Here is a 25,262-nt window from a genome sequence, read left to right as displayed (position 1 = left end):
TCGGGCATCACCCTGAGTCAAGCAGGGAGAGAAGTCCGATGGCCTTGCGTCACGCGGTCCTGGCGGCGTTGCTCGACGGCGAGTACAGCGGCTACCAGCTGGCCAAGATCTTCGATTTGTCGGTCTCCAACTTCTGGCACGCCGTTCCGCAGCAGCTCTACTCCGAGCTGTCGAGGTTGGAGACCGAGGGCCTGATCAGCGGGCGGCAGGTCATCCAGCACGACCGTCCCAACAAGCGCGTCTACACCGTCACCCGGGCCGGCGTGGACGAGCTGGAGCGCTTCGCCAGCACGCCCGCGAAACCCGGGACCATCCGCGAGAACATCCTCGTCATGGTGCAGGCCGTCGACCACATCTCCGCGGACGCGGTGATCGCGCAGCTGGAGGAGCGCGCCCGCATGTCCGCCGCGAAGGTCGAGCTGTTCGAGCGCATGCTCGCACGCCTGCGCGGTGACCAGGACGAGCACACGTTCCTGCGCAGCGCCACGCCGATCGGCCCCTACCTGACGTGCCTGCGGGGCCGCCGGTTCGAGCAGGAGCACCACGAGTGGTTCACCAGCACCGCCCGGTTGCTGCGCGCCAGGGCGGGCGCCCACGCCGAAGGGGGCGAGGCGCCATGACCGGCGCCGGCCGCACGGCCGCCGGCCGCGCGGTTCCGGCCCCTTCGCACACCGTGCCTCCGTACGCCCCCGTCCCGGCCCTGCCGGGCGGGCGGCGCGGGACGCCCCAACGGGCGCCCCGGACGGCGGTACGGGCATTCACCCCCAGCGACCTCCCCGGCCAGGAGTCAAGGCCGGGCCGGGACGGGCCGCCACGCCTTAGTCAAGGAGGCGTTCCACATGTCGGGCGAACACCGCACCATCGAGTTGCCTAGCACCCTGGCCACCCCCCACCACTCCGTCCCCGCACACCCGCACGGCCTCACCACGATGGACGGGCCGGACCCCGTCCTGCTCGGCGAGCTGACCCTGCCCGCAGAGCGCGCGTCGGTCCCGCGGGCCCGCACCTTCGGCCGCGCCGTCCTCGGCTCCGCCGGGGCCGCGGACGTCCGCGACGACGCGGAGGTCCTGATCTCCGAACTGGTCACGGGAGCCGTCCGGCACGCCGCCGGCACCGGCTCGCTGCTGTGCCTGCGGCTGCTGCGCGACGGGTCCCGGCTGCGGATCGAGGTCCACGACCGCGGCGCGGCGCTGCCGCACTCCAGGCCCGTCGACCTCATGGAGGAGACCGGCCGCGGCTGGTTCCTCGTCGCCGCCCTCGCCTACCGGCACGGCACCGACCTCACCGCCTCCGGCAAGACGGTCTGGTGCGAGCTGGACGGCCGGCCGCACGACGAGCCGCACGCGCGCTGACCCGGGCACCGTCCCGGCCCGAGCACCCGCGCGGGCCCGGGGACGGTGCACCGTTCGCGGCGCGGCGCAGCCCCTTCCCGCCGGTCACCTGAACGGCGGGACCCACGCGCGCGCGCCGGCGGACGCCCATATCGGCGGCGATGGGGATTGCCATGTCCGTGGAGTACTACCGGGCGGATGGGATACGCGCCACGGCGGACGAGGCGCAGCGGCTGCTGCTGGACGCGCGGTCGAGGCTGCTCGCCCAGGACGTCATCCGCGTCGGCGGAGTCGTGGTGGTCGTCTCCACCTGGTTCACCGTGATCGACCTGGGGTTCGCGGCGAACGGGAGACCCCTGCTCTGGCAGACGATCGTGTCCGACCTGTCGATGCACGCCGACGTCGGGCGCTACAGCACGCGGGAGAAGGCGGCGCGCGGCCATGCCGAGGCGGTGGAGATGATCACCGGCCGGCTGCGCGGCCTGGTCGCCCGCGCCGCACTGGACGAGGCGCACCCGTGAGCGCCCCGTCCCGCCCCCGGCGAGGCGCGGCCCCCGGAGCCGGCCCGCCCCGACCCGAGTTCGACGAACCCTGCACCGGGCCGACAGCAGGCCCGACCCCGACGAGTGGGTGATCGGATTGGACACCGAAGGCCGGCCGGCGGCCCCGAACGCGGCCCCGGCCCGGGAGGATCCCGGCGGCGGCGACTTCGCCGCGGAACGCACGCGACGCACGAGACGCACCGGCGAGGAGAGCGCCCGGCCCCGGAAACGGCGGCCGATCCGCATGCGCATCACCGCGCTGCTCCTCGTCCCCCTGGTCTCCCTGATAGCCCTGTGGGCGTTCGCCGCGAACATCACGCTCGGCGACGCGTTCGACAAGTACGACTTCTCCACCACCTACGAGAAGATCGGGCTGCCCGGCATCACGCTGGTGAGCCAGCTCCAGGCGGAACGTTCCCTGAGCGTCGCCGCGCTGGTCACGCGGCAGCCCCAGTACAAGCAGAGGCTCGGGCAGCAGCGCGCCCGGGTCGACGGCCTCGAGGCCGCCTTCAAGAGGTCGGCGCTGTCCAAGAAGGCGCAGGACGCCGCGAAGCCCGAGACCAAGCAGCGGCTCACCGTCGCCGTCCGGGAACTGGCGAAGCTGCCGCAGCTGCGCGCCCGGGTCGACGCCGGACGCACCGAGCCGCTCGACCTCATCAACTCCTACAGCACCGTCCTCGACGACCTCGTCTCGGTGTTCAACGGCTTCGTCGCCGTCGACGACGTCAACATCCTCACCCAGGGCCGCGCGCTGATCAGCCTCGGCAACGCCCGCGCCTCCATGCTGAAGGAGGACTCGCTGGTCATCTCCGCGATGGCGCGCGGGGGCCGCTTCACCCCGGCCGAGCACGTCGCGTTCGTCCAGTTCGCGGCGCAGGGCCGGCAGGCGTTCGAGGCCGGGCTCGCCGACCTCAACGCGAGCATCCGGGCCCCGCTGCAGCAGCTCGCCCAGTCCGCCGGTTTCCAGCGGTACCGCGCGGCCGAGTCGGCGATCGTGAACGCGCGCGGCGACCGGCTGCCCGCCGAGGCGGGCGACTGGACGGCCACCACGCAGCTGCTCGGGCAGGCGTGGGACCAGCGGGTCACCCAGGCGAGCCTGGCGCTGGACGACATGGCCAAGCCGATCGGCAACCGGATCATCATGCGGCTGGTCGTCGCGGGCGGGTTCGGGCTGCTCGCCGTGATCGCGTCGATCGTCCTGTCGCTGCTGGCCGCGCGCAGCCTCTCCCGCGAGCTGCGCGGGCTGCAGCGCGCCGCCCTCGACCTCGCCTCGAACCGGCTGCCGCGGGTGGTGGCGCGGCTGCGCCGCGGCGAGGAGGTGGACGTGGACGCGGAGGCGCCGCCCCTGGTCATCGGCAAGAGCCGGGAGGTGTCCCGGGTCGGGGACGCCTTCACCCGCGTCCAGCACACCGCGATCGAGACCGCCGTCCGCGAGTCGTACCTGCGGCAGGGCATCAGCCGGGTGTTCCTGAACGTGGCGTGGCGCAGCCAGTCGCTGCTGCACCGCCAGCTGCGGATGCTGGACGAGATGGAGCGCGGCGCGTCCGACCCGAAGGCGCTGGAGGACCTGTTCCGGCTCGACCACCTCACCACCCGCATGCGCCGGCACGCCGAGGGCCTGGTCATCCTGTCCGGGACGGCGCCGGGCCGGGGCTGGAGCAGGCCCGTGCACGTCGAGGACGTGCTGCGGTCGGCGATCTCGGAGGTCGAGGACTACACCCGGGTCGAGGTCGTGGTGGTGTCCGGCCGGGCCGCGGTGATCGGCGAGGCCGTCGCCGACATCGTGCACCTGCTCGCCGAGCTGATCGAGAACGCCACGGTGTTCTCGCCGTCGCCGACCGAGGTGCTGGTGCGCGGCGAGATGGGCGCCAACGGGTTCGCGGTCGACGTCATCGACCGCGGCATCGGCCTCGACCAGTCCGAGCTGGACGCGCTGAACCTGCGGCTGTCGCAGCCCCCGGAGTTCGACCTCGCCGTCACCGACCGGCTCGGGCTGTTCGTCGTCGGGCGGCTCGCCCACCGGCACGGCATCCGGGTCGCCCTGCAGCCGTCGCTGTACGGCGGCGTCAGCGCCGTGGTGCTGATCCCGCGCCGGCTGATCGTGGAGGCCGAAGGGCCCGACGACGAGGACGACGCGCCGATCGCGCACCAGGCGGCCGCCCCGGCGCCACCGCCCGGGAACGGCGCGGCGAACGGCATGGCGAACGGCACGGCGAACGGCACGGCGAACGGCTCGCTGCGTCCCTGGCCTTCCGGCGTGGCCGGGTCGGGGCCGGCGAACGGGACCGCGATGCTGAACGCGCCGACCCCGTTCGACGTCGAGGCGCCGCCGGCACCGGACTTCCCGGAACCGGACGGCACCATGCCGTCCCCGGAGGCGACCCAGCCGTCCCCGCACGCGACCCAGCCCTTCCACGAGGCGTGGCGGCTGGAGACGCCGCACCTCGACGCGGGACCCGCCGAGACGCGGGCGTTCGAGACGCCCGCCTCGTTCGGCGAGGTCCAGGCGGGCGGCGGGCGCGCGCCGCTGCCGCGGCGGGTCCGCGGCGGCAACCTGGCGCCGCAGCTGCGGGACGACCCGCGGGCGACGCCGCGCACGGCACCGGCCCACCCCGACGACGCGCTCGTCGCGTGGGAGGAGCGGTCGGCGGAGGCGTCCCGCGACCTGTTCGCCGCACTCCAGGCGGGCTGGCTGCGGGGACGTGACGAGGACGAGGCACCGGACGGCAGGGAGCGGGCATGAGCGGGCAGGGAACGACCAACGAGCTGAACTGGCTGCTGGACGACCTCGTCGACCGGGTCCCGCAGATCCGCAAGGTCGTCGTGCTGTCGCGGGACGGCCTGGTGATGGGCATGTCGCGGGGCGTCGGGCGGGAGGACTCCGAGTACCTCGCCGCGCTCGCCGCCGGCTTCCACAGCCTGGCCATCGGCGCCCGGCCGCAGCTGGACTCCGGCGAGGTCCGGCAGACGATGATCGAGATGGAGCGCGGCCTGTTCTTCGTCGTCCCGGCCGGCGCCAACAGCTGCCTGGCGCTGCTCAGCGAGGTCGGCGCGAACGCGGGACTGGTCGCCTACGAGATGACGATGCTGGTCAAACGGGTCGGCAAGCAGCTGTCGACCGGCCTGAGACAGCCGGGCCCGGGGCCCGGATCCGGGTGAGCCGCCATGACCCCCAGCGCACCCGGCGCCCCCCGGGGACCCGCCGGTCCCGGTGCTCCCGGGACCGGCGGACCCCCGGGCCCCGGCGGGCCCGGTGCTCCAGGCGTCCCCGGCCGTCCGAACGCGTCCGGCGGTCCCGGCGCGTCCGGTGTGCCAGGCGTCTCCGGCGGGCCCCCGCCCGGTGCCGGCGACCCCGGCGGTTTCGGCGATCCGGCGGGATACGGCGACCCCGCCGGATACGGGGAGCCCGGCGCGTTCGGCGAGCCCGGCGCGTTCGGCGAGCCCGGCGGCAGCGGCGGTCCGTTCGCTCCGGCGCGGGAGCGGTGGATCGACGCCGCCGCCGGGCCGATCGTCCGCCCCTACGCGGTGACCCGCGGCCGGACCCGGCCGCGCGGCGAGCCGCTCGACATCGTGGCGATCCTCGTCGCGACGGGCCGGGCGCCCGCCGAGCCCGGCCGCCTCTCGCGGCACCAGCGCCGGCTGCTCGCGCTGTGCCGCCGCCCGCACGCCCTGGCCGACCTGGCCTCCGACCTGGACCTGCCGTTCGGCGTGATCCGGGTGCTGGCCGGCGACCTGGTCGACTCCGGCCTGGTGAGCGTCCAGCGCTGGGCCCCCGCCACCCCGTCCGTCCAGCCGCACAACGACCCGAACCTGCTCAGGAGGGTGCTCGATGAACTCCGCGCGCTCTGATCCCCCGCCCGACCACGTCCCGCCCGGCGAGCACGACGAGCGGCTCGACGGGCCGCGGGTCGCGCTGAAGATCCTGGTCGCCGGCGGGTTCGGGGTCGGCAAGACGACCCTGGTCGGCGCGGTCAGCGAGATCCGGCCGCTGCGCACCGAGGAGGCGCTCACCGACCTCGGCGCCGCCGTGGACGACCTGGACGGCGTCGCCGCCAAGACGACCACGACCGTGGCGATGGACTTCGGCCGCATCACGCTGCGCGACGGCGTCGCGATCTACCTGTTCGGCACGCCCGGGCAGGAGCGGTTCTGGTTCATGTGGAACGAGCTGTCCCGCGGCGCGCTCGGCGCGGTCGTGCTGGCCGACACGCGGCGGCTGATGGCGAGCTTCGCGTCCATCGACTACTTCGAGCAGAAGGGCACGCCGTTCGTGGTGGCGGTCAACTGCTTCGACGACGCCGACCGCTACGAGCCGCCGGAGATCCGGACGGCGCTGGACATCGACCCGCACGTGCCGGTGCTGCTGTGCGACGCGCGGCGGAACGGGTCGGCGAAGGAGGTGCTGGTCGCGCTGGTGGAGCACGCGCTGCGGATCGCGGGCGCGGCGGCCTCCCGGCCCCCGTCCGAGCCGGGGCCGCGGCCCTGGCCCGCCCCGGCCCGCGCGGAGGGCTAGCCCGCCGGGAGGCGGCGGACCCGCCGCCGGCGTCGAGGGGACGCCGGGCGGGTTCGCCGCCGTGGGCGGGGTCGAGAAGCGGTCAGGCGGGTTCGCCGTCGGCCGCGGGCGACGGCGAACCCATCACGATCTCGTCGACGGCGACGTCGTGCCCGTCCGCGCAGCGGACCTGGGCGGTCACGGCCTCGCCGCAGCCGGCGTGCCGGAGTGCGACCTGCCGCCCCTCCTCGCCGGGCAGGTACGTCTCGCCCCACTCCATGAGGCTGACGAGGGTCGGCGCGAGGTCCAGCCCCATCTTGGTCAGGTGGTACTCGTAGCGGGTGCGCTGCCCGGGCTCCTGGTAGGGCTCGCGGACGAGCAGCCCCGCCTTCACCAGGTGGCGGAGGCGGGCGGTGACGGCGGACTCGGTCATCTCGAGGTTCTTCACGAAGTCGCCGAACCGGTTCGTCCCGAAGTACGCCTCGCTGAGCACCAGCACCGCCGACGGCGGGCCGAGCGCGGCGAGCGTCCGCGCGACCGGGCAGTTCTGCATCGACCAGGTGTCGCGGTCGGCGAAATGCCCCTCAAGTGCGATCGTCACGGGAACCACTATAAACCTGCTGACTTCGCTTGACCAAAGTCAGGTGGCCGGGTTAGCGTCCCTGACTATGGTGAAACAAAGTCAGGTGCGCCCGGGGACGTCGCTCGCGGTGCTGTCCGTCGCCTCCTTCATGGCGGGCCTCGACCTGTTCATCGTCAACGTCGCGTTCGACGACATCGGCCGCGACTTCGCCGGGACGTCCCTGGCCGACCTGTCCTGGGTGCTGAACGGCTACGCGATCGTGTTCGCGGCGCTGCTCGTCCCGCTCGGCCGGCTCGCCGACCGCTACGGCCGCAAGGCAGGCCTCGTCCTCGGCCTCACCGTCTTCACCCTCGCCTCCCAGGCGTGCGCGCTCGCGCCCTCGCTGTGGTGGCTCGTCGCGTTCCGCGTCGTCCAGGCCGCCGGCGCCGCCGCGCTCATCCCCACCAGCCTCGGCCTGCTGCTGTCGGTGTTCCCGCCCGGACGCCGCGCCGGCGCCGTCCGGATCTGGTCGTCGGCGTCCGCGCTCGCCGCCGCCGCCGGGCCCGCGGTCGGCGGGGTCCTGGTCGACTCGTCCTGGCGCTGGGTGTTCGAGGTGAACGTGCCGATCGGGCTCCTCGCGACGGCCCTGGCGCTGCGGTTCGTGCCCGACAGCCGCGACGGCGCCTCGGCCCGCGTCCCCGACCTGCCCGGCGCGGCCGTGCTGACCGGCGCGATCGCCCTGCTCGCGCTCGGCCTGGTGAAGGTCAACGACTGGCCGGGGCAGCGCACCGCGATCGTGGTGGGCGCCTCGGTGATCGCCCTCGCCTTCTTCTGGGGACGCTCCCGGAGGCACCCGGCGCCCGTGATCGAGCCCTCGCTGCTGTCCGTCCGCACCTTCGCCTGGTCGAACGCCGCGGTCCTGCTGTTCACCGTCGCGTTCGCCGCCGAGCTGCTGCTGGGCGTGCTGTGGATGCAGCAGGTCTGGCACTACTCGCCGGTGCGCACCGGCCTCGGCGTCGCGCCCGGACCCCTGATGGTCCCGGTCATGGCGCTGATCGCGGGGAAGATGGCCGCGCGGCGCGTCCCCGTCGGCCTGATCACCGCCGTTGGCTGCATGCTCTGCGCGTTCGGCGTCGTCATGGTCGCGTTCTCACTCGACGCCGCTCCCGCCTACGCCTCCGAGATGCTGCCCGGCTGGCTCGTCGGCGGCGTCGGCGTCGGCCTCGCGCTTCCCACCATCCTGTCCGCCGCCGCCGCGGACCTGCCCGACCACCGGTTCGCGACGGGAAGCGCCGTCGTCAACATGAGCCGGCAGATCGGCAGCGTCCTCGGCGTCAGCCTCGCCGTCGCCGTCCTCGGCTCCCCCCACGGCTACGTGGACGCTCACCGCGCCTACGTGCACGCCTGGCTGATGGTCGGCGCGTTCATGGTCGTCGCCGCGATCGCGGCCCTCGGCATGACCCCGCGCCGCCACCGGCCCGTCACCCCCGTCCCCGAACCCGAGAAGGAAGTGGTCGCCGGCACTTGAACCCCCTGCTTGACACAGAACGCGGGCGCGGACGGAACCTTGACCCGGACCAATGACGGCCCGGTCCGCCCGCCGCCCCACCACATGATGGGCATCCCGATCCGGACGGGATGCCCGTCGTGCTTTCCGTGCGCGCGCGGGGATCAGCGCGGGTGGACGCCGGGAGTCCGGCGCCACGCGTCCAGCAGCCGCGCCGCGGACCCGCCGATCGGCCCGACCGCGTCGGCGAGCACGGACGCGTCCGGCAGGTGCGCGCCGGACACGGCGGCGACGGCGTCCGCCGCGTCCCCGATCGTGGACGAGCACACCGACAGCAGGTAGCCGGGCACGTCCAGCGCCGGGTCGGTGCATCCGACCAGGGGCGTGCCGACCGCCGCGATCAGCGGGAACACCGTGCCGGGGATCCCGATCGCGGCCTCGGCCCGCGCGGACGCCTGGAGCGTCGGCACCGCGCTGATCTCGTACTGCCGCCACAGCTCCGGGTCCTCGCGCGGGTGCAGGCCGACGAGGACGCGCCTGCCGGCGGCCTTCAGCCGCGCCGCCGACGCGAGCAGCAGTTCGGTGCCCGGCGCGGCGCCGCCCGTCCCGTCCGGGTGGGTGACGCTGGTGACGACCAGCACCAGGCCGCTCTCCGGCGCGCGGCGCGGCAGGTCGTCGGTCTGCGGTGACCCGACGACGCGGACGCGGCGGTGCGTGCCGAGGTAGCTCGCGAACGACCGTGCCTCGGCGCTGGACGACGAGGTGACGGTCCGCAGCCGCGGGCGCAGCCGCTCCGCGCCCGCCGCCTCGTCCGGGCCGAGGTAGGCCAGCGAGCCGGCGGCGAGGGGGAGGTGCCGGAAGCGCGCGGCGCACTCCAGCGGCCAGTCGCCCGCGCCGGTGACGACCAGCAGGTCGGCGCGCGGCGCGGTGTCCGGCGTGGCGACCGGCACCGGGTCGCCCGGTGCGATCCGGGACGGGTCCGGGACGAGCTGGGTCACCCGGACGCCGCGCGCCGCGGCCTCGCGGAGCAGCGGGGAGACGTGGTAGGTGCCCCACGGCTCGTTGGTCGCGATCAGCACCCGGAGGCCGCGAGGGCCGGGGCGGGACGAGGCGCGGGCGGGAGCGGCGGACCCGGCGAGGGCGGCGGCGCCGAGCGCGCCGGCCAGGACCGCCCGCCGGGACGGGAGGGCTTTGTCGATCTTGGTCACCGGCTCACCGTAGGAGCCGGGTCCGACCGGCGGATGAACACACCGCGAACGGCGGACGGTGCCGCACCGCGCCCTCACCCGAGGTCGGCGGCCATCGCGTCGCAGGACGGGAAGGACGTCACCGCGGCGGCCGCCGCGCTCGCCTTCCGCACGCCGAACGGCCGGTGCGGCCTCACCCGTGCCGCGGGTCCTCCAGGATCTTCAGCTCGGTGCTCAGCCGGTCCAGGATCGGCGCGAGGCTCTGCAGTTCGGCCAGATGCAGCCGCGTCAGCTCCGACAGGACCCGGTCGGCCGCCGCCGTCAGCGACACCCGGATCACCCGGTTGTCATCGGCGTCGCGGACCCGCCGCACCAGCCCGGCCCGCTCCGCCCGGTCGATCAGCTCCACCGTGCTGTGGTGCCGCAGCAGCAGGTACCCGGCGAGGTCGCCCACCGTCGGGGCGACCTGCGGGCCGTGCCCCTTGATCGCCAGCAGCAGCTGGTGCTGCGCCGGCGTCAGCCCCGCCTCCCGTACCCGCGTCTCGCTCCACCGCAGGTAGCGGCGCAGACCCGTCCGGAACGCCAGCAGGGACGCGAAGTCCTCCTGACTCAGCTCGTTCACGGCACCCCGTCCACACGCCGAGTCTAGGACCTCCCCGCCCGCCGCCCGTTGTCCACAGGTTCCCGGAACCCTGGTCCGCGGCGGGGGCGTTCGTAGCATCGGCACATGACGGAGTACTGCCTCGTGTGCGATCGCAATGCCCGCATGGACGCGCTGCCGCCCCGCGAGGTCGTCGCGTTCGACGAGCACTGGCGCGTGGCGCACGCCTTCGGTACCGGGACGCCCGGCTGGCTCGTCCTCGCGCCGCGCCGCCACGTCACGGCCGTCGCCGGGCTGACCGACGCGGAGGCCGCCGCGCTGGGGGCCTGGCAGGTGCGGCTGTCGCGGGCGCTGCACGCGGTCACCGGGTGCGGCAAGACCTACATCGCGCAGTTCGCCGAGGCGGAAGGGTTCGCCCACGTGCACTTCCACATCGTCCCGCGCGCGGACGACCTGCCGGCCGACCTGCGCGGCCCGCGGGTGTTCGCGCTGCTCGGAGGGCCCCCGGAGGACGATCTCGACGAGGCGCGGCGGGACGGGCTGGCGCTGGCGATCCGCCGGCACCTGTGATCGGCGGGATTAACCGGGAGGTGGAGATGGTTATCGATGTCGTTCTGAAGAGGAGGTTCCACGATGGCACGAAACGATGTCCGGCCGGTGGTGAAGCTGCGGTCGACCGCGGGGAGCGGCCACACGTACGTGACCCGCAAGAACCGCAGGAACGACCCCGACCGCCTGGTGCTGCGCAAGTACGACCCGGTGGAGCGCGCTCACGTGCTCTACCGCGAGGAGCGCTGACCAAGGAGCGCGCCCGCCGGACCTCCTGATCCCGGTGGGCGCGCCGACGGCCTGTGATGGGTCCTCAGGGTGGGGACGCGCGGGTGAGGATCTTGTGGAACTCGGTCGAGCGGCGGGCGGTGATGGCGCCCTCGCGGGTCCGGGTTGAGATCTTGTGCTGCAGGTCGGCGACGTCGGTGCCGCCGTGGTGCGGGTGGGCGAGCATGCCCTGGATGACGTTGGTGAGGTCGACGCCCACGTCCGCGCGGACGTCCCCCGCCGCGACGCCCTGACCCACCGCGAACCGCAGGCGTAGCAGGGCCTGGCGGAAGGAGACGGAGGGCTCCGGGGCGGGGGTCGTCTCGCGGCCCCTGCGGGGAGCGGGACGCGTCGTCTGGACGGTCGGCGACGCGGCCTGGAGGGGGAGGAGCCGTCCGCGCGGGCGGTCGGGGCCGGCGAGGGTGTCGCCGAGCCCGAGGACGAGGGTGGTCGCGGCGGCGACCGTCGCGACGACGCCGGCGAGCGCGAGCCACGGGAAGGGCGACCGGTGGCGGGCCCGTGGCGGGGCGGACCGCCATTCGGCTCCCGCTGGCTCGGCGGTCATCGCGCCTCCCGGTCGAACGGCGCCGGCACGTCCCCGGCCGTGCGCCATGTCCGGGAGTACGCCCGCAGGGGCCGCGGTGGTTCGACCGCGCCGTGCGGGCCGGGTGCGAAGCCGGCCGCGGCCCAGTACCACGTCGTTGGGGTACGGGGCCGCGGCCGGCCGGTCCTATCTGCTGCCCGCGCCGAGCGGCTGCTCGGCGCGCCAGGCGGCGAGGAGGTTGCGCAGCTTGTCGTGGTAGCGGGCGATGTTGGCGGTCTTGATGTCCTCGTAGCCGCGGATCATGTCGGGCAGTTCCGCGATCTCGACGGCGAGGTCGTGGTTGTCCTTGTCGAGGCCGCCGGCGAGTTCGTCGACGACCGCGAGGTACTCGATGACGAGGCGGCGCTCGGTGCGGCGCTGGGCGGTGGCGCCGAACGGGTCGAACGGGGTGCCGCGCAGCCGCCGCATCGCACGCAGCGCCTGGAAGGCGGGACGGGCCGTCCGGCCGAGCGCGATCTTGCGGTCGAGGCCGACGGCGCGCAGCAGCGGCGGGTGCAGCATGTACCGGACGGTGGCGCCCGCGCCGAACTGCTCCTCGACCTGGCGGGTGAGCGCCGGGTCGAGGTGGAGGCGCGCGACCTCGTACTCGTCCTTGTAGGCCATCAGCTTGTGCAGGTGGCGGGCGACGGCGACGGACAGCCGCTGCCCGGACCCGACGGCGCCGCGTTCGGCGGCGGCGACGCGCAGGACGGCGTCCAGGTACCGCTTGGCGAGGGCGAGGTCCTGGTAGGCGGCGAGGTCGGGGACGCGGATCCGCAGCACGCGGGCCAGCTCGTCGTCGGTGCTGGACGCGTCCACGAGGTTCATCGCGGCGGGCGCGTCGGCGGTCAGGGGGCGCTGGACGGCGGCGGGGGCGGCGGGCGGTTCGGCCCAGCCGGGCTCCAGGACGAGCCGCCGGCCCGCCCGGAACGCCTGGACGTTCGCCTCGACCTGGACGCCGTTGAGCGCGAGCGCCTCCTCGATAGCGCGCGCCGACAGCGGCAGCAGCCCGGCCTGGTAGGCGGCGCCGACGACCACGAAGTTCGCGGTGGTGGTGCCGCCGAACCAGCGTTCGGCGAGCTCCAGGGCGTCGAGCGCGACGAGCCGGGCGGCGTCGGTGCGGGCGGCGATCTGCCGGACGAGGGACGCGCTCGGCGGCAGCGACGCCGTCACGTCGGTGATCATCCGGCCGGTCGGGACCTCGCTGGTGGACACGACGGCGGCGGTGCGGCCGGGCGCGCAGCGGCGCAGGTTGGCCTCGGAGGTGGCGGCGAGCGCGTCGAACACCAGGTAGGCGTCGGCGCCGCCGTCCCCGATCATTCCGGGGCGCTCGGCCGGGGCGTCCCCGATCCGCAGGTGGGAGACGACCGCGCCGGCCTTCTGGCTGAGCCCGGTCTGGTCGAGGGCGCGGGCGTGCCGGCCGTCGAGCAGCGCGGCGGTGGCGAGGACCTGGTTGACGGTGACGACGCCGGTGCCGCCGATGCCGACGAGCAGGACGTCCGCCGCGCCGGGCCGGGAGGCGGGCTCCGCCAGCTCGCCGATCTTCGGCAGCGGCGGCGCGGACGCCTTCCGCTCGCCGGGGATCACGGTGACGAACGACGGGCAGTCGCCGTCGACGCAGGAGTAGTCCTTGTTGCAGGACGTCTGGTTGATCTGCGTCTTGCGGCCGAACTCGGTCTGGACGGGCTCGACGCTGAGGCAGTTGGACTTGGTGCCGCAGTCGCCGCAGCCCTCGCACACCGCCTCGTTGATCAGCACGCGGGTCTGCGGGTCGGGGGCGAGGCCGCGCTTGCGCTTGCGGCGGGTCTCGGCGGCGCACGCCTGGTCGTAGAGGAGCACGGTGACGCCGGGGATCTCGCGCAGCTCGCGCTGGACGGCGTCGAGGTCGTCGCGGTGCCGGACGCGGACGCCGGGCGCCCAGTCCGTGCCGCGCGGGTAGCGGGACGGGTCGTCCGCCACCACGACGATCTTCGCGACGCCCTCGGCGTGCAGGAGGCGGGTGACGGACGCGGGGTCGGTGCCGCCGTCGGCGTCCTGCCCGCCGGTCATCGCGACGGCCGCGTTGTAGAGGAGCTTGAAGGTGATGTTGGTGCCTGCGGCGACGGCCTGCCGGACCGCGAGGCTGCCGGAGTGGAAGAAGGTGCCGTCGCCGAGGTTCTGGAACATGTGCTCGGTACCGGTGAACGGCGCGGCGCCGACCCACATCGCGCCCTCGCCGCCCATCTGGGTGGTGCCGATGCTGCGGTCCTGGAAGACGGTCATGACGTGGCAGCCGATGCCGCTCGCCGCCATCGACCCGTCGGGGACGACCGTGGACCGGTTGTGCGGGCAGCCGGAGCAGAAGTACGGGGTGCGGGCGGGCGCGAGCAGGTTGATCGCGGGCTTGCGGGGGAGCAGCGCCGGGTCGCGCAGGTCGACGTGGTCCGCGCCGACGCGGTCGGCGAGGAGCCGGGCGAGCGACTTGACGATCCGGTCGGCGGTGAGGCCGCCGTCCGCGGGGACGAGGGGCGCGCCGTCCGGGCCGTTCTTGCCGAGCACCGCCGGCCGCTCCGGCGCGTCGTACAGCAGGTCGCGGATCTGCGTCTCGACGAACGCGCGCTTCTCCTCGACGACCACGATCTCGCGGAGCCCGGCGGCGAACGCGCGGAGCCGCACCGGGTCGAGCGGGTGGATCAGGGCGAGCCTGAGGAGCCGGACGCCGCGCCGGGCGAGCGCGGCGTCGTCGAGGCCGAGCCGGTCGAGGGCTTCGCGCAGTTCGAGGTAGGTGCGGCCGGACGCGACGAGCCCGATGGCGGCGTCGCCGGTGGCGCCCTCGATGACGTCGAGGCCGTTGGCCGAGGCGTAGGCGGCCGCGGCGCGCAGCCGTCCGTGCAGGACCTCGGCTTCGAGGGAGGTCGTGTCCTTGAGGTCGACGCCGGGCCGCCGCGTCGGCTTCCAGGGGCGGCCGCGCCACTCCAGTTCCGGGACGACCGGGTCCGGGACCGGCGCGACGTCCACGACCTCCAGCGAGTCGGCGACGTCGGTGACGAGCTTGAACCCGGTCCACGCGCCGCTGAACCGGGACATCTCGAACCCGTGCCGGCCGAGCCGCAGCAGGTCGGTGATCGATCCGGGCGCGAGCACCGGCATGAACGCCTCGGCGAGCGCGCCCTCCGTCGCGGACGGCAGCGTCGAGGACTTGCAGGACGGGTCGTCGCCCACGACCGCGAGCACGCCGCCGCGCTCGGCGGTGCCGAGCCAGTTCGCGTGCTTGAACGCGTCGAGCGAGCGGTCGACGCCGGGCGCCTTGCCGTACCAGAGGCCGAAGACGCCCTGGTAGCGCGGGTCGGGGAGGTGGTCGACGAGCTGAGACCCGTACACCGCGGTCGCGGCCAGTTCCTCGTTGACGCCCGGGATGAACCGGATGTCGTGGCTTTCCAGCAGCTTCGCCTCGCGGATCAGCTGCTGGTCGAGCCCGCCGAGCGGGGACCCCCGGTAGCCGGACACGAACCCGGCGGTGGTCCAGCCGCGCCGGGCGTCGGCGCGGCGCTGCTCCAGCAGCAGCCGGACCAGCGCCTGGACGCCGCCCAGCGCGATCCGGCCCCGCTCCAGCTCCAGGCGGTCGCGGAGCGCGGACGTCGAGGTACCGGTCATGATGCTGCCCCTCTCCCGGTGGTCGGACTCGTTCGCCCACATTGAGCACCTTTGTCTGAGCGGAGTGCAAGATGGGAGAGCGATAATTGAGCGGATTGCTCAAGTCAGAACCGAGTTACCCGCCGGAGATGAGCGTTGTGACGCGTGCCACCCTCCTCGACATCCAGATCCTGCGGCGGCTGGTCGACCAGCCCCGCATCGGGATCACCGAGCTGGCCGCCAAGCTCGGCATAGCCCGCAACACCGCGCACGCCCGCGTCGAGCGGCTGGAACGCGACGGCGTCATCGGGCACCGGGGCCGCGAGGTCGACCTCGGCGCCCTCGGCTTCGAGCTGACGGCGTTCGTCACCCTGGAGGTCGCGCAGGGCCGGCTCCGCGAGGCCGCGCAGGCGCTCGCGGCGATCCCGCGCGTGTTGGAGGTCCTCGGCATCACCGGGCAGGGCGACCTGCTGGTGCGGGCGGTCGCCCCGAACGGCAAGCAGCTGCACGAGGTGATCGACTCGATCCTCGCGTGCCCGGGCGTCCGGCGCAGCACGACCTCGATCGTGCTCACCGAGCAGGTCCCGTTCCGGCTGGGCCCGCTCCTGGAGGACGAGGAGCGCCGCGCCCGCTGACCTCAGCCCTGCCGGAGCGGGTCGAGGTGCTCCGCGGTGGCGTCGTCGGCGGTGGTGGACTCGCTCAGCTCGCGCCACCGCTCGTCCTCGGCGAGCAGGGCGCGGCCCGCGGCGGTGGCGTAGGTGTAGGCGTCCGCGCCGGCGAGCAGGCGCAGCGGCGGCTCGTCGAGCGCGACGACGTCGAGGACGAGGCGCGCGACCTTGACGGGATCGCTCGCGGCGGTGACGCTGCCGTCGGCGTGCATCGCCGAGATCCGCCCGACGGTCTCGGCGTACTCGGGACGGACGGGGTCGACCCGCATGGACGATCCGGCCCAGTCGGTGCGCATCCCGCCCGGCTCCACCACGGTGACCTTGATCCCCAGCGGCGCGACCTCGGCGGCGAGCACCGAGGAGAACCCGCCGACCGCCCACTTCGCGGTCTGGTACGCGCCGAGGCCCGGGGTGGCGAGCCGCCCGCCCACCGACGAGATCTGGACGATCCGCCCGGCGCGCTGCTCGCGCATCACCGGCAGCGCCGCGCGCGTGAGCCGGATGACGCCGAACAGGTTGGTGTCGATCTGCGCGCGGAAGTCGTCGGGGTCGGCGTCCTCGATCGCGGCCATGTTGGCGTACCCGGCGTTGTTGACCAGGACGTCCAGCCGGCCGAACCGCGACACCGCGGTCCGCACGGCGTCCTCGGCGGCGCGGTCGTCGGTCACGTCCAGCGGCACGGTCACGAGCCGGTCGCCGAATGCGGCGGCGAGGTCGTCCAGCGCCGACGGGATGCGCGCTCCGGCGACGACGCGGTGCCCGGCCTCCAGCGCGGCGCGGGCGATCTCCTTGCCGAGGCCCCGGGAGGCCCCGCTGATCAGGAAGGACAGTGGGTTCTGCGTGGACATGGCCACCTCCGCTTGCTAACTAACTGGTTGTTTAGGTTCTAGGGAACCCTGTTTCGACCGAGATGTCAACTGAACGGTTAGTTGATATAGGGTGCGGTGCATGGCACGGGACGCGGACGCCACGCGGCGGCGGTTGCTGGACGCGGCACGGCAGGAGTTCTCGGCGCACGGCATCGCCGGTGCCCGCGTGGACCGGATCGCCGCCGCCGCCCGCAGCAACAAGGCGCAGATCTACCACTACTTCGGCAGCAAGGACGGCCTGTTCGACGCCGTCTTCGACGCCATGGTGCAGGAGACGCTCGACGACGTCCCCATCGACGCCGCGAACCTCCCCGAGTACGCGGGCCGCCTGCACGACTCCTACGAGAAGCGCCCCTGGGTGCAGCGCATCGCGACCTGGTACCGCCTGGAGCGTGCCGGCTCCACAGAACTCCTGCCCGCCGTCGTGGCCAGCAACACCGCGAAGGTGCGGGCCATCGCGGCGGCGCAGGCCGACGGCACGCTCCCCGACCGCTTCTCGGCCGCCGAACTGCTCGGCCTGGTCATCCACCTGTCGGGCCTGTGGAGCGGGAGCATGCCCGAGTTCGAGGCCGTCATGGAGGACGGCTCGGCCGAGCGGCGCCGCCGGCTGGTCGTCGACGCGGTGGCCGCCCTGCTGGCCTGACGCGGGACGCCCCGGCCGAACCGGGACGCGGCCGGCCCCGTCAGCCCGGCTGGCCGAACAGGCCCGAGGACAGGCGGTAGATGGTGCCGTCCACGCTCACGTAGGCGCGCGCCTGGTACAGGCCCTGCACGCCCATCAGGAACTCGGGCTCACCGGCATGCCAGGGGACGTAGCCGCAGTGCTCGAACAGCCCGAGCGCCATCGCACGCGTCACCTCGTAGCGGTCCTTGCGCAGGACGAGCTGCTGGACGATGTTGGCGCCGGTGTGCAATGCCGCCAGCATGGCGTCCGGGCCGACGTCCGGCTGGTCGGGATCGACGAGCGCGAACCGCCGCTCGCCGCCGGGCCCCGGCACCGACCACGCGCCCCAGCCGCCGCCGAGCCGCGCGGCCGTGCAGGTCAGCAGCTCCGCGACGTGCGCGGGCCGGGGATGCCCGCTCAGGTCGGCCTCGGCGGCGGCCCACGACGCCTCGCCGCCGGCGGCGACCAGCTCCCTCGTCCGGGCCGTGCCGTCGCCCTCCGCCCATGACCAGGTGCCGTCCTGCCGGAGGACGCCGATCTCGCGGGCCCGCACGGTGACGGCGCCGCCGAAGCGCAGCGTCCCGGCGGCGGGGTCCCAGGCGGGCGGCGTCCGCCAGTCCACGCCGTCCTCGGACAGCCGGTCGATCAGCGCGTTCTGCCCGGCCAGCGCGCACGCCAGCGCCGGAGCGGCCGTGGCCAGCACGGACGGGGGGACGGGCCCGTTCACGTCGAGCTCGTTGACGAGGAGCAGGCCGGACCGGCCGTCGTCCCCGGTGGGGAAGGGGAGGGTCCCGCCCGGCAGTTCGATCTCCGACTCCCGCACCGCGAGACCGTGGTGCTCGGCGTAGCCGCGCATCATCGCGTCCGTGTACCGCCGGGCGTCGTGGTCGCCGAGCAGGTCGGCGGCGCGCCGCAGGCAGTCCGCGGCCCGTTCGGCGTCGGGCCCGCCGGACGTCATCTCGGGCGCGTCCGCGACGATGAACGTCAGCGCCCGCCCGCCGTGGCCGTGCCGGATCGCGGCGCTCGCCTCCAGCAGCGCGACCGCCAGCAGGGCGAGGTCGTCGGCGGCGGCCCGCGGATCGTAGAACCCGCCGAGGTCGACGAGCGGCTCGGTCAGCTCGGGGACGCCGTGCCGCTCGCCGATCTCCCTGAGCCGCTCGGCGTGCGCGGCGGCCGGCGTCCCGGCGAAGCCGGGGACGGCCCAGCTCCACTGGAAGGTGTTGTCCTCGGCGTGGCTGCCGAGGATCCCGGCGGCCATCCGCCGGTCGCCCGACCACGCGACGCCCGCCTCCAGGTCCCTGCGGAAGGCCGTCCCTTCGAGGGCGCGGTTGAGCCGCGCCGACCGCTCCGCCGCGACTCCCAGCCGCGGCGCCGCCAGCGCCAGCAGCGCGTCACTGAACGAATCCACGCGAACCCCCGCATCACCGGCCGACCGTGATCACCAGAGCGTAGGGGATCGCCTGCGCCGCGTGCCGGGCGAACGCCCGATCAGGCCAGGGCCGGCAGCGATCCGGCTCCGACGTAGTCGCGGAAGAGCACGATCCGGCCGTCGCGGATCCGGAAGACCTGGATGCAGGGCACCTCGAACGGCTCGCCCGTCGCGACGACCCGGCCGACGGTCGTGAGCTCCATGATCACCACTTCCGGGTCGGCGGTGCGGTGGACGTCGCGGACGCGCAGGTCGCGGATCTCCAGGTCCGGCCGGCCCGCCTTCGTGGAGAACGCGCGGATCTCCTCGCGGCCCTCCAGCCGGTCCGGCAGCCCCGGGCCGCCGAACGGCAGCTCGATCACGCCGTCCGCCGCGAACAGGTCCGCGAACGCCTCCATGTCCCGGGTGATCAGCAGCTCCCGCCGCCGTTCGAGGACCTCCAGGGGTGTCGCCGGTGCGCTCACGGCCGCTCCTTCGTTCAACGTGCGTTGTATGACTGGTTCAACGAATGTAGAACGAAAGGCCGTCCCGGTCAACGCTCATAGAATGAGAAGGTGAGCACTCCAGCGGGCGGGTCCCGGGCCGAGCAGCGGCGCGCCACGCAGGCCCGCATCCTCGAGCACGCCCGTCGGATCTTCGCCGACGCCGGCTACGACCGGACCACCATCCGTGCGGTCGCCACCGCCGCGGGCGTCGACCCCGGCCTGGTCATGCACTACTTCGGCAGCAAGGAGAAGCTCTTCGCGCGGGCCATCGAGGCGGGCGCGAGCTGGATGCCCGGCGGCACGGCCGACGAGGTCGCCGAGCAGCTGCTCGACCGGCTCCGCACCTCGCTGGCCGAGGAACCGGTCGAGTCGCTGGCCCTCCTGCGGTCGATGCTGACCCACCCGGAGGCCGCCCGCGCGTTCCGGTCCGCGGCGCGGCTCCGCAAGGAGGGGATCGGGCAGGCCATCCCCGACGAGGACGCCGACCTGCGCGCGGCCGTCGTCAACGCGATGCTGATCGGGATCGCCCTCGGCCGCCACCTCCTCGCGCTCGACCACCTGGCCGACGCCGACCCCGACCGCGTCGTCGAGATCCTCCGCCCGGCCGTCCGCGCCGTCACCAAGGCCGAGCAGCCCGAGTGACGGCGCCGCCGGGCCCCGCCTATGCGGGCGCTGCCTGGGCGGCGAGATCGTGCAGGGTGAGGAGCAGTTCGGAGGCCGCGACGTCGTCCAGCTCCCCGAACGTCGCCTCCGTCAGGTAGGGATCGGACACCTCGGACTCGGCGATCCAGACGGGGCCGAGCGTCTGCTCGGGCCAGTCGGCGGGGGACATGACCGGGAAGCCGGGGCTCACGTCCAGCATGACCGTGCGTCCCGCCGCACGGCGGGTCAGGCAGTGCTGCACGCCCGAGTCCTGCGCTGCGCCGCGCTCCCAGCCCCGGCGTTCCAGGCCCAGCACCTTCCCGACCCCGACCACGGTGCCCGCGACCCGGTCGAGCCGGCTGCCGGCGGCCTCCTCCGCCGTGAACGCGTGGACGGGACGGCCGAGCTGCGGGAACGGCTGGAGGATCTCGTAGTCGGCGAACACCCCGGACCAGGCCGGCAGGCTCTCGCCCAGGTGCAGCGGATGGGCGATCCGGACCTCGCCGGACTCCGGGAGCACCAGGGACTCGTCGTCCGCGTCGGCGAACGTGCGGTCCTCGGCGATCCGGAACGCGACGGGACCGGCCCCGTCCCCGTCGTGCAGCCAGACCAGGCGCCTGACGAGGTGCCACAGCAGCGGGTGCCGGACGAACAGCCGCCGGAAGTCGCCGGTCGTCCACCGCCGCTGCTCGGCCATGGCCCGCTCCAGCCGGCGGATCTGGTCGGCGGCGACCGTGCGGACGTCCTTCTTCAGGCCGGTGAACGCCCGGTGCGCGGCGGGCGCCGCCTCCGGGTCGTCCTTGGCGCCGGGCCTGGGCAGCGTCTTGCGGAGCGTGCCGCGGTCGTCGAACACGACCGGCTTCAGCTGCTCGTCGAAGCCCACCGTGAACGTCCGGGGCCCGTAGCCGAGCGTCATGCCGCCGTCGGCGTCGAGGCCGAAGTCGGGGACGATCCGGTCGCCGAGCTGCTCCATCGTGAGGCCGCGGTCGTCGGCGACCTCGGTCAGCAGCTGCCCCGCCCGCTTCTTGAGCCGCTTGGGCCGCGCCTTCTCCGCGACGAGGTGCAGCTGCATGACCGCCACGTCGGTGCCGATCCCGGCGAGGACGTCGAGCGCCTTCAGCGGCAGCTGGATCCCGTTCTGGCCGGGCCAGGAACGGGCCATCCCGCCCAGCCGCCGCGCGGCCTCGTCGTCGCCGGTCCAGCCCAGCTGCGCCAGCGCCCAGCCGGTCCGCGCCGCCTGGCCGGACGCCCGCCACCGGGCGAACAGGCTCCAGCCGAACTCGGCGAGCGACCCGGGGTCGAGCGCGTCGAGCGCGGCCCGCAGGTCCTGGGCCGGCGGGTGCCCCGAGGTCGCCTCGCTCAGCGCCGCGACGAGGTGCCCGGTCGCCGCCGGGGGCAGGGCGTGCTCGCGGCCCCGCAGCAGGATCTGCGGCATCGCGGTGGGACGCGCCCACGCGGGTCCTCTCTTCCGCGTGCCCTTCCGCAGGGCCGCGGGCACCTGCTCGTCCGGTGCCTCGGCCGCGCGCCCCGCCTGGAGGGCGTGGAGCGCCTCCAGGGTCCGCGCGTCCAGTTCCGGTGCCGCCGCCGCGAGCAGGCGGGGGCGCGCCTGGAGGTGCGCGTTCAGCAGCCCCGCCGCCATCGACGACCGCCGGGAGGTGCCGGTGCCCAGCTCCGGCAGGATCCGCAGCGCCCGCACGGGGAAGCGCTCGATCATCGCCTCCATCGCGGGCAGGACGTTCACCGCGTCGAGGCGGCCGCCCATGAGCCGGAACGCCTCGTCGCCGGGGATGCGCGCCAGCGCGTCCGCGATGCGGCGCCGCTCCTTCGGTTCTGCGTCGCCGTCCAGCGACCGCGCCAGCACCGGGGCCGCCGCCTCGCCCAGCCCGTCGACCACGGTGCAGAGCACGTCGGGGTCCCGTTCGCCGGCCTGCAGGACGGCCCAGTCGCCGAGCCGCTCGACCTGCTCGGCGGTGCCCAGCGACCACCACAGCATCTTGGCGCCGAACGAGGTGAAGTACGAGAGGCGCTTCGGCGGTTCCTGGCAGCACTCGTCCACCCAGTCCGTCCGGTCCGGCATCAGGAAGGCCGCGATCAGCCGCTGGACCGGCCCCTGGCGGCGCCCGTCCAGCGCCCGCGCGGCCGCGGACCGGTCGTCCTCGCCCGCCGCGGCCAGGAGCGCCCGCATCCGCAGGCCCGCGGGGCCCGCCGCCCAGTGCGCGTGGTCGAGGTCGCCCAGGCCGCGCAGCACGTAGGCCGGCCCCTCGTCGAGCAGGGGTGTCCCGCCACCGGGCAGGACGGAGACGTCCTCGATCTCGGCGAACGCGCAGGCGGCGAAGGCGAGCCCGTGCTCGGCCGCCAGGTGGTCGGCCCAGGCGGGGTCGCAGGCGAACCGCGACCTCAGCCGCGCCATCGTCTCCACGCGCGCGACGACCGCCGCCCCCAGCGGGGTCGCGTCGCCCCTCAGGTAGGCGAGCCCCGCCTCGGCGAGTTCGGGGACGGTGCCCCGGTATTCCAGCACCTTGCGGACGAGGGGCTCCGAGGCCCCCAGGCCGTCGCGGACCGCGGCGTGCGCCTCCTGGTCCGGGACGGTCTCGGGCGCCGCGACCAGGCCCCCGCGCCGGGGGACCAGGTCCTCCAGCCAGGCATCGGGGATGTCCAGAACGTTCTCGTCACGGGAAGCAGGGGGATGAACGACCATGCGGCTGCACGTTAGGGCAGAGGGCTGACACCGGAGGTCCGCACGGGCGCGCTCACAGGCCCTCGGCCAGCCAGGTGAGGCCGAGCTCGCGGGCCGTCAGCGCGGCGAGCCGGTTCAGCTCGTCGGCCTCGGGGCCCGGGGGCAGTTCGGCGGCGTAGGTGGCCGCGGCGGCGGCCGTCTGCGGGCGGGCGCCGAGTGCGGCGCGGAGCCGGTACGACCTGCGCAGGTCATCGAGTCCGGACGCGTCGCCGCTCTCCAGGGCCAGGGCGCCCAGGTGCCGGATCGCGTAGGACTCCAGCAGGAGGTCCTCGTCCCTCACCGCCGAGTCCAGGGCCTCGCTGTAGGACGCCTTCGCCCGCTCCGGCGCGCCGTCGAACTTCTCGGTGACGATGCCCGTCCAGAAGGCGGCCCAGCCCGCGAGCCGTTCGTCCCCGGACGCGGCGGCGAAGCCGGCGCGCACCCGCGCCTCGTCGCCGGGGCGCGGGTCGAGGCCGAAGAGCAGGCGTGTGTAGGCGAGCTGGGCGTCGTGGAACCCGCCGTGCGCCGGGTCCTCCTCGCACAGCGCGGCGACGGCGGTCTCCGCCTCGGCCGGATCGTCGAGGCGCCAGAAGAACCGGTCGGTGAGGATCTCCGCCCGCAGCGCCGTCGCGCGGGCGGCGGGCAGGTCGAGTGCCAGGTCCCACTGCCCCGCACGCATCAGTGACTCGGCGGCGGTCCCCGCGGATCTGGCAATGTAGCCGGTGTTCATGCTCATGCGGCCTACTATGCGGGCGAGGAGGTAGGTGGTCAAGTGCGTTATGTCGCCTACATTGGCAATCTGGCGAAGCTGGCCGTCGAACTGGCGAACGGCGACGACCCGAGTGACCTGCGGCGGGAGTTCTTCGCCCAGCACCGCGTCGCCGAACCGGACGCCGACGCGCTCGCGGAACTCCTCCCGGCCGTGCGCGACGCGGTCGAGGCCGTCGCGGATTCGGGCCCGATCGACCCGGTCAACCGACTCCTGGCGGAGTTCCCGCCTTCGATACACGTGAGCACGCACGACGAGGCCGGCGGTCCTCACCTGCACTTCGCGCAGGACGGGGAGGACGCCGCGTCGTGGCTCGGCCGCAGCTGCGCCGCCGCGCTCGCCCATGTGATCTGCGGCGACCCCGACGTCACCGTGGGCCGGTGCCAGGCGGACGGCTGCGCGCGCTTCTACGTCGACGACTCCCGCAACCGCAGCCGCCGGTTCTGCTCCAACACCTGCGCCAGCCGGACCACCGTGGCCGCCTACCGCGCCCGCCGCAGGACCACGGCCAAGAAGGACTGACCCGTCCGCTTAGCCTTCGCCGGGCTGTGCCAGGAATCCGGCGATCGCGCCCCGGTTGCGCTGGAGTCCCTCGATGCGGTCGTCCAGGGCCGCCAGCTCCCGGTCCAGGAGGTCGCGGATGCCGGAGCACCAGTCGAACTCGGGCCGGGCGTCCCGCGTGCAGGGGAGCATCTGCCGGATCACCTCGGTGGACAGGCCCGCCTCCAGCAGGACGCGGATCTTCCGGACGGTCGCCACGGAGTCGCCGGAGTAGCGCCGGTAGCCGTTCGCGTCGCGCCCGGCCGCGAGCAGGCCCTGCTCCTCGTAGTACCGCAGCAGCCGCGCGCTGACCCCGGTCCGCCGGGACAACTCCCCGATCAGCATGTCACCGTCCTTGCTTGACCTTCTCACCGGTGTGAGGCCGTAACGTCGCCCCGCGAACGATCATTCCGCACCGCTGGAGACGCCGATGACGACACTCGCCCACCGCAACGGTCGCGCGGCGACCGCCGGGGACTTGGCGCCGCTCGCCTTCGCGGGCTACGCCCACTTCACCGCCATGCAGGTGCGCGGAGGACGGATCCGGGGCCTCGACCTGCACCTGGAGCGGCTGCGGTTCGCGTCGGTGGAGCTGTTCGGCCGGGCGCTGCCCGACGACCGGGTGCGGTCCTTCCTGCGGACGGCGCTGGAGGCGAGCCCCCCGGACGTCTCGCTGACGGCCACCGTCTACGCGGCCCCGGGGGAGTTCGCCGCGGGCGAGGCCGCGGAGCTCGACGTCCTGGTCCGCACCGGGCCGCCCGCGTCCGGCCCGCCGGGGCCGCTGGCCCTGGCGACGGTCGAGTACGAACGGGTCCTGCCCGCCGTCAAGCACGTCGGCGAGGTGGCCAAGACCTACTTCATGCGGCGGGCCGTCCGGGACGGCTTCGACGACGCCGCGTTCGTCGACCGGCGCGGCCGGTTCAGCGAGGCCACGATCTGGAACCTCGCGTTCTGGGACGGCGACGCCGTGGTGTGGCCCGACGCCGCGATGCTGGTCGGGACGACGATGGGGATCGTCCGGCGGCGGCTCGACGGCCTCGGCGTCCCGCAGCGCGTCCAGGAGGTCACGCCCGCCGACGTGCCGGGGCTGGCCGGCGCCGTGGTCATGAACTCCTGGACGCCGGGCGTCGCCGTCCACCGGTTCGGTTCGGCGCCCGTCCCCGAAGCGCCCCGCTTCCTGGACCTGCTCCACGAGGCGTACCAGGCCGAACCCCTCACCGGGCCCTGATCGGTGAGCGGGGCGCGGT

At 74.6% G+C, this 25,262-nt stretch carries 26 protein-coding genes; 15 read left to right on the top strand and 11 right to left on the bottom strand.

Going from position 1 to position 25,262, the window contains the following annotated elements; all coding sequences use genetic code 11:
- Positions 1 to 38 precede the first annotated feature (38 nt).
- From J4557_RS10465 to J4557_RS10435, 7 genes are all read left to right on the top strand, one after another.
- Positions 39 to 620, top strand: a complete 582-nt coding sequence (locus tag J4557_RS10465) for a PadR family transcriptional regulator (RefSeq protein WP_208266284.1) — start codon at positions 39 to 41, stop codon at positions 618 to 620.
- Between the two features lie 219 nt (positions 621 to 839).
- On the top strand, positions 840 to 1,352 hold the full coding sequence (locus J4557_RS10460) for an ATP-binding protein (protein ID WP_208266283.1): 513 nt from the start codon (positions 840 to 842) through the stop codon (positions 1,350 to 1,352).
- A gap of 152 nt (positions 1,353 to 1,504) precedes the next feature.
- Positions 1,505 to 1,852 (top strand): hypothetical protein, encoded by a 348-nt coding sequence (locus J4557_RS10455; protein WP_208266282.1) that lies wholly within the window; start codon positions 1,505 to 1,507, stop codon positions 1,850 to 1,852.
- Positions 1,853 to 2,117: 265 nt separating this feature from the next.
- A complete protein-coding gene (locus J4557_RS10450) occupies positions 2,118 to 4,616 on the top strand; it encodes a sensor histidine kinase (RefSeq protein WP_208266281.1) in 2,499 nt (832 codons plus the stop codon).
- On the top strand, positions 4,613 to 5,032 hold the full coding sequence (locus J4557_RS10445; RefSeq protein WP_208266280.1) for a roadblock/LC7 domain-containing protein: 420 nt from the start codon (positions 4,613 to 4,615) through the stop codon (positions 5,030 to 5,032). The genes J4557_RS10450 and J4557_RS10445 overlap by 4 nt, the downstream gene beginning before the upstream one ends.
- Before the next feature lie 150 nt (positions 5,033 to 5,182).
- A complete protein-coding gene (locus tag J4557_RS50810; protein ID WP_307799620.1) occupies positions 5,183 to 5,722 on the top strand; it encodes a DUF742 domain-containing protein in 540 nt (179 codons plus the stop codon).
- On the top strand, positions 5,703 to 6,386 hold the full coding sequence (locus tag J4557_RS10435) for a GTP-binding protein (RefSeq protein ID WP_208266279.1): 684 nt from the start codon (positions 5,703 to 5,705) through the stop codon (positions 6,384 to 6,386). Before J4557_RS50810 ends, J4557_RS10435 begins: the two co-directional genes overlap by 20 nt.
- Before the next feature lie 82 nt (positions 6,387 to 6,468).
- On the opposite strand, the gene J4557_RS10430 is transcribed toward J4557_RS10435, so the two are convergent.
- Positions 6,469 to 6,966, bottom strand: a complete 498-nt coding sequence (locus J4557_RS10430) for a winged helix-turn-helix transcriptional regulator (protein ID WP_208266278.1) — start codon at positions 6,964 to 6,966, stop codon at positions 6,469 to 6,471.
- Positions 6,967 to 7,033: 67 nt separating this feature from the next.
- Here J4557_RS10430 and J4557_RS10425 point away from each other — a divergent pair, with 67 nt between their 5' ends.
- The gene (locus J4557_RS10425) at positions 7,034 to 8,455 is read left to right on the top strand and encodes an MFS transporter (protein WP_208266277.1); all 1,422 of its coding nucleotides are present in this window, start codon (positions 7,034 to 7,036) and stop codon (positions 8,453 to 8,455) included.
- A gap of 143 nt (positions 8,456 to 8,598) precedes the next feature.
- Here the strand turns inward: J4557_RS10425 and J4557_RS10420 are convergent, their stop codons facing one another.
- Together J4557_RS10420 and J4557_RS10415 are read right to left on the bottom strand one after the other, a co-directional pair.
- A complete protein-coding gene (locus J4557_RS10420; RefSeq protein WP_208266276.1) occupies positions 8,599 to 9,642 on the bottom strand; it encodes a hypothetical protein in 1,044 nt (347 codons plus the stop codon).
- A 172-nt stretch (positions 9,643 to 9,814) separates the two neighbouring features.
- Entirely contained in the window at positions 9,815 to 10,243 is a 429-nt protein-coding gene (locus J4557_RS10415; RefSeq protein ID WP_208266275.1) for a MarR family winged helix-turn-helix transcriptional regulator, read from the bottom strand.
- Between the two features lie 105 nt (positions 10,244 to 10,348).
- On the opposite strand from J4557_RS10415, the gene J4557_RS10410 reads away from it, so the two are divergent.
- Complete coding sequence (locus J4557_RS10410) at positions 10,349 to 10,792, top strand: HIT family protein (RefSeq protein ID WP_243775560.1); 444 nt, start codon at positions 10,349 to 10,351, stop codon at positions 10,790 to 10,792.
- 63 nt (positions 10,793 to 10,855) lie between these two features.
- The gene (gene rpmG / locus J4557_RS10405; protein ID WP_190854668.1) at positions 10,856 to 11,020 is read left to right on the top strand and encodes a 50S ribosomal protein L33; all 165 of its coding nucleotides are present in this window, start codon (positions 10,856 to 10,858) and stop codon (positions 11,018 to 11,020) included.
- A gap of 64 nt (positions 11,021 to 11,084) precedes the next feature.
- On the opposite strand, the gene J4557_RS10400 is transcribed toward rpmG, so the two are convergent.
- A complete protein-coding gene (locus J4557_RS10400) occupies positions 11,085 to 11,603 on the bottom strand; it encodes a hypothetical protein (RefSeq protein ID WP_208266274.1) in 519 nt (172 codons plus the stop codon).
- A gap of 165 nt (positions 11,604 to 11,768) precedes the next feature.
- Positions 11,769 to 15,254, bottom strand: coding sequence for an indolepyruvate ferredoxin oxidoreductase family protein (locus J4557_RS10395; protein WP_208266273.1), 3,486 nt, complete (start codon positions 15,252 to 15,254; stop codon positions 11,769 to 11,771).
- A gap of 128 nt (positions 15,255 to 15,382) precedes the next feature.
- Between J4557_RS10395 and J4557_RS10390 the strand changes: the two genes are divergently transcribed.
- The gene (locus J4557_RS10390) at positions 15,383 to 15,868 is read left to right on the top strand and encodes an Lrp/AsnC family transcriptional regulator (protein ID WP_151540661.1); all 486 of its coding nucleotides are present in this window, start codon (positions 15,383 to 15,385) and stop codon (positions 15,866 to 15,868) included.
- 2 nt (positions 15,869 to 15,870) lie between these two features.
- On the opposite strand, the gene J4557_RS10385 is transcribed toward J4557_RS10390, so the two are convergent.
- Positions 15,871 to 16,749 carry an SDR family NAD(P)-dependent oxidoreductase gene (locus J4557_RS10385; RefSeq protein ID WP_208266272.1) on the bottom strand — a complete coding sequence of 293 codons (879 nt, stop codon included), beginning with the start codon at positions 16,747 to 16,749 and terminating at the stop codon, positions 15,871 to 15,873.
- A gap of 100 nt (positions 16,750 to 16,849) precedes the next feature.
- Between J4557_RS10385 and J4557_RS10380 the strand changes: the two genes are divergently transcribed.
- A complete protein-coding gene (locus tag J4557_RS10380; RefSeq protein ID WP_208266271.1) occupies positions 16,850 to 17,413 on the top strand; it encodes a TetR/AcrR family transcriptional regulator in 564 nt (187 codons plus the stop codon).
- Positions 17,414 to 17,453: 40 nt separating this feature from the next.
- Here J4557_RS10380 and J4557_RS10375 read toward each other — a convergent pair whose 3' ends face one another.
- Complete coding sequence (locus J4557_RS10375) at positions 17,454 to 18,842, bottom strand: DUF6882 domain-containing protein (RefSeq protein ID WP_208266270.1); 1,389 nt, start codon at positions 18,840 to 18,842, stop codon at positions 17,454 to 17,456.
- 80 nt (positions 18,843 to 18,922) lie between these two features.
- Positions 18,923 to 19,327, bottom strand: a complete 405-nt coding sequence (locus J4557_RS10370; protein WP_208266269.1) for a nuclear transport factor 2 family protein — start codon at positions 19,325 to 19,327, stop codon at positions 18,923 to 18,925.
- Between the two features lie 90 nt (positions 19,328 to 19,417).
- Here J4557_RS10370 and J4557_RS51600 point away from each other — a divergent pair, with 90 nt between their 5' ends.
- Positions 19,418 to 19,990 (top strand): TetR/AcrR family transcriptional regulator, encoded by a 573-nt coding sequence (locus J4557_RS51600; RefSeq protein ID WP_208266268.1) that lies wholly within the window; start codon positions 19,418 to 19,420, stop codon positions 19,988 to 19,990.
- A 19-nt stretch (positions 19,991 to 20,009) separates the two neighbouring features.
- Here J4557_RS51600 and J4557_RS10360 read toward each other — a convergent pair whose 3' ends face one another.
- Together J4557_RS10360 and J4557_RS10355 are read right to left on the bottom strand one after the other, a co-directional pair.
- A complete protein-coding gene (locus tag J4557_RS10360) occupies positions 20,010 to 22,688 on the bottom strand; it encodes a DUF4132 domain-containing protein (RefSeq protein WP_208266267.1) in 2,679 nt (892 codons plus the stop codon).
- A 52-nt stretch (positions 22,689 to 22,740) separates the two neighbouring features.
- The gene (locus tag J4557_RS10355) at positions 22,741 to 23,442 is read right to left on the bottom strand and encodes a hypothetical protein (protein ID WP_208266266.1); all 702 of its coding nucleotides are present in this window, start codon (positions 23,440 to 23,442) and stop codon (positions 22,741 to 22,743) included.
- Positions 23,443 to 23,478: 36 nt separating this feature from the next.
- On the opposite strand from J4557_RS10355, the gene J4557_RS10350 reads away from it, so the two are divergent.
- Positions 23,479 to 23,997 carry a CGNR zinc finger domain-containing protein gene (locus J4557_RS10350; RefSeq protein WP_307799616.1) on the top strand — a complete coding sequence of 173 codons (519 nt, stop codon included), beginning with the start codon at positions 23,479 to 23,481 and terminating at the stop codon, positions 23,995 to 23,997.
- Positions 23,998 to 24,006: 9 nt separating this feature from the next.
- On the opposite strand, the gene J4557_RS10345 is transcribed toward J4557_RS10350, so the two are convergent.
- A complete protein-coding gene (locus J4557_RS10345) occupies positions 24,007 to 24,360 on the bottom strand; it encodes a MerR family transcriptional regulator (RefSeq protein WP_208266265.1) in 354 nt (117 codons plus the stop codon).
- A gap of 85 nt (positions 24,361 to 24,445) precedes the next feature.
- Between J4557_RS10345 and J4557_RS10340 the strand changes: the two genes are divergently transcribed.
- The gene (locus tag J4557_RS10340; RefSeq protein ID WP_208266264.1) at positions 24,446 to 25,243 is read left to right on the top strand and encodes an aminotransferase class IV family protein; all 798 of its coding nucleotides are present in this window, start codon (positions 24,446 to 24,448) and stop codon (positions 25,241 to 25,243) included.
- The last annotated feature ends 19 nt before the right edge of the window (positions 25,244 to 25,262 follow it).

Origin of the sequence: Actinomadura nitritigenes (assembly GCF_017573545.1) — a bacterium.
In the GTDB taxonomy this organism is placed as follows: domain Bacteria; phylum Actinomycetota; class Actinomycetes; order Streptosporangiales; family Streptosporangiaceae; genus Spirillospora; species Spirillospora nitritigenes.
The sequence above is the reverse complement of the archived record's forward strand: the minus strand, read 5'-3'. Positions and strand labels throughout refer to the sequence as shown.

Excerpts from the sequence above, each read along its gene's own strand:
- J4557_RS10465 (WP_208266284.1), top strand. The coding sequence starts at position 39 with ATGGCCTTGCGTCACGCGGTCCTGGCGGCGTTGCTCGACGGCGAGTAC.
- J4557_RS10460 (WP_208266283.1), top strand. The coding sequence starts at position 840 with ATGTCGGGCGAACACCGCACCATCGAGTTGCCTAGCACCCTGGCCACC.
- J4557_RS10455 (WP_208266282.1), top strand. The coding sequence starts at position 1,505 with ATGTCCGTGGAGTACTACCGGGCGGATGGGATACGCGCCACGGCGGAC.
- J4557_RS10450 (WP_208266281.1), top strand. The coding sequence starts at position 2,118 with ATGCGCATCACCGCGCTGCTCCTCGTCCCCCTGGTCTCCCTGATAGCC.
- J4557_RS10445 (WP_208266280.1), top strand. The coding sequence starts at position 4,613 with ATGAGCGGGCAGGGAACGACCAACGAGCTGAACTGGCTGCTGGACGAC.
- J4557_RS10435 (WP_208266279.1), top strand. The coding sequence starts at position 5,703 with ATGAACTCCGCGCGCTCTGATCCCCCGCCCGACCACGTCCCGCCCGGC.
- J4557_RS10425 (WP_208266277.1), top strand. The coding sequence starts at position 7,034 with ATGGTGAAACAAAGTCAGGTGCGCCCGGGGACGTCGCTCGCGGTGCTG.
- J4557_RS10410 (WP_243775560.1), top strand. The coding sequence starts at position 10,349 with ATGACGGAGTACTGCCTCGTGTGCGATCGCAATGCCCGCATGGACGCG.
- rpmG (WP_190854668.1), top strand. The coding sequence starts at position 10,856 with ATGGCACGAAACGATGTCCGGCCGGTGGTGAAGCTGCGGTCGACCGCG.
- J4557_RS10400 (WP_208266274.1), bottom strand. The coding sequence starts at position 11,603 with ATGACCGCCGAGCCAGCGGGAGCCGAATGGCGGTCCGCCCCGCCACGG.
- J4557_RS10395 (WP_208266273.1), bottom strand. The coding sequence starts at position 15,254 with ATGACCGGTACCTCGACGTCCGCGCTCCGCGACCGCCTGGAGCTGGAG.
- J4557_RS10390 (WP_151540661.1), top strand. The coding sequence starts at position 15,383 with ATGAGCGTTGTGACGCGTGCCACCCTCCTCGACATCCAGATCCTGCGG.
- J4557_RS10385 (WP_208266272.1), bottom strand. The coding sequence starts at position 16,749 with ATGTCCACGCAGAACCCACTGTCCTTCCTGATCAGCGGGGCCTCCCGG.
- J4557_RS10380 (WP_208266271.1), top strand. The coding sequence starts at position 16,850 with ATGGCACGGGACGCGGACGCCACGCGGCGGCGGTTGCTGGACGCGGCA.
- J4557_RS10360 (WP_208266267.1), bottom strand. The coding sequence starts at position 22,688 with ATGGTCGTTCATCCCCCTGCTTCCCGTGACGAGAACGTTCTGGACATC.
- J4557_RS10355 (WP_208266266.1), bottom strand. The coding sequence starts at position 23,442 with ATGAGCATGAACACCGGCTACATTGCCAGATCCGCGGGGACCGCCGCC.
- J4557_RS10345 (WP_208266265.1), bottom strand. The coding sequence starts at position 24,360 with ATGCTGATCGGGGAGTTGTCCCGGCGGACCGGGGTCAGCGCGCGGCTG.
- J4557_RS10340 (WP_208266264.1), top strand. The coding sequence starts at position 24,446 with ATGACGACACTCGCCCACCGCAACGGTCGCGCGGCGACCGCCGGGGAC.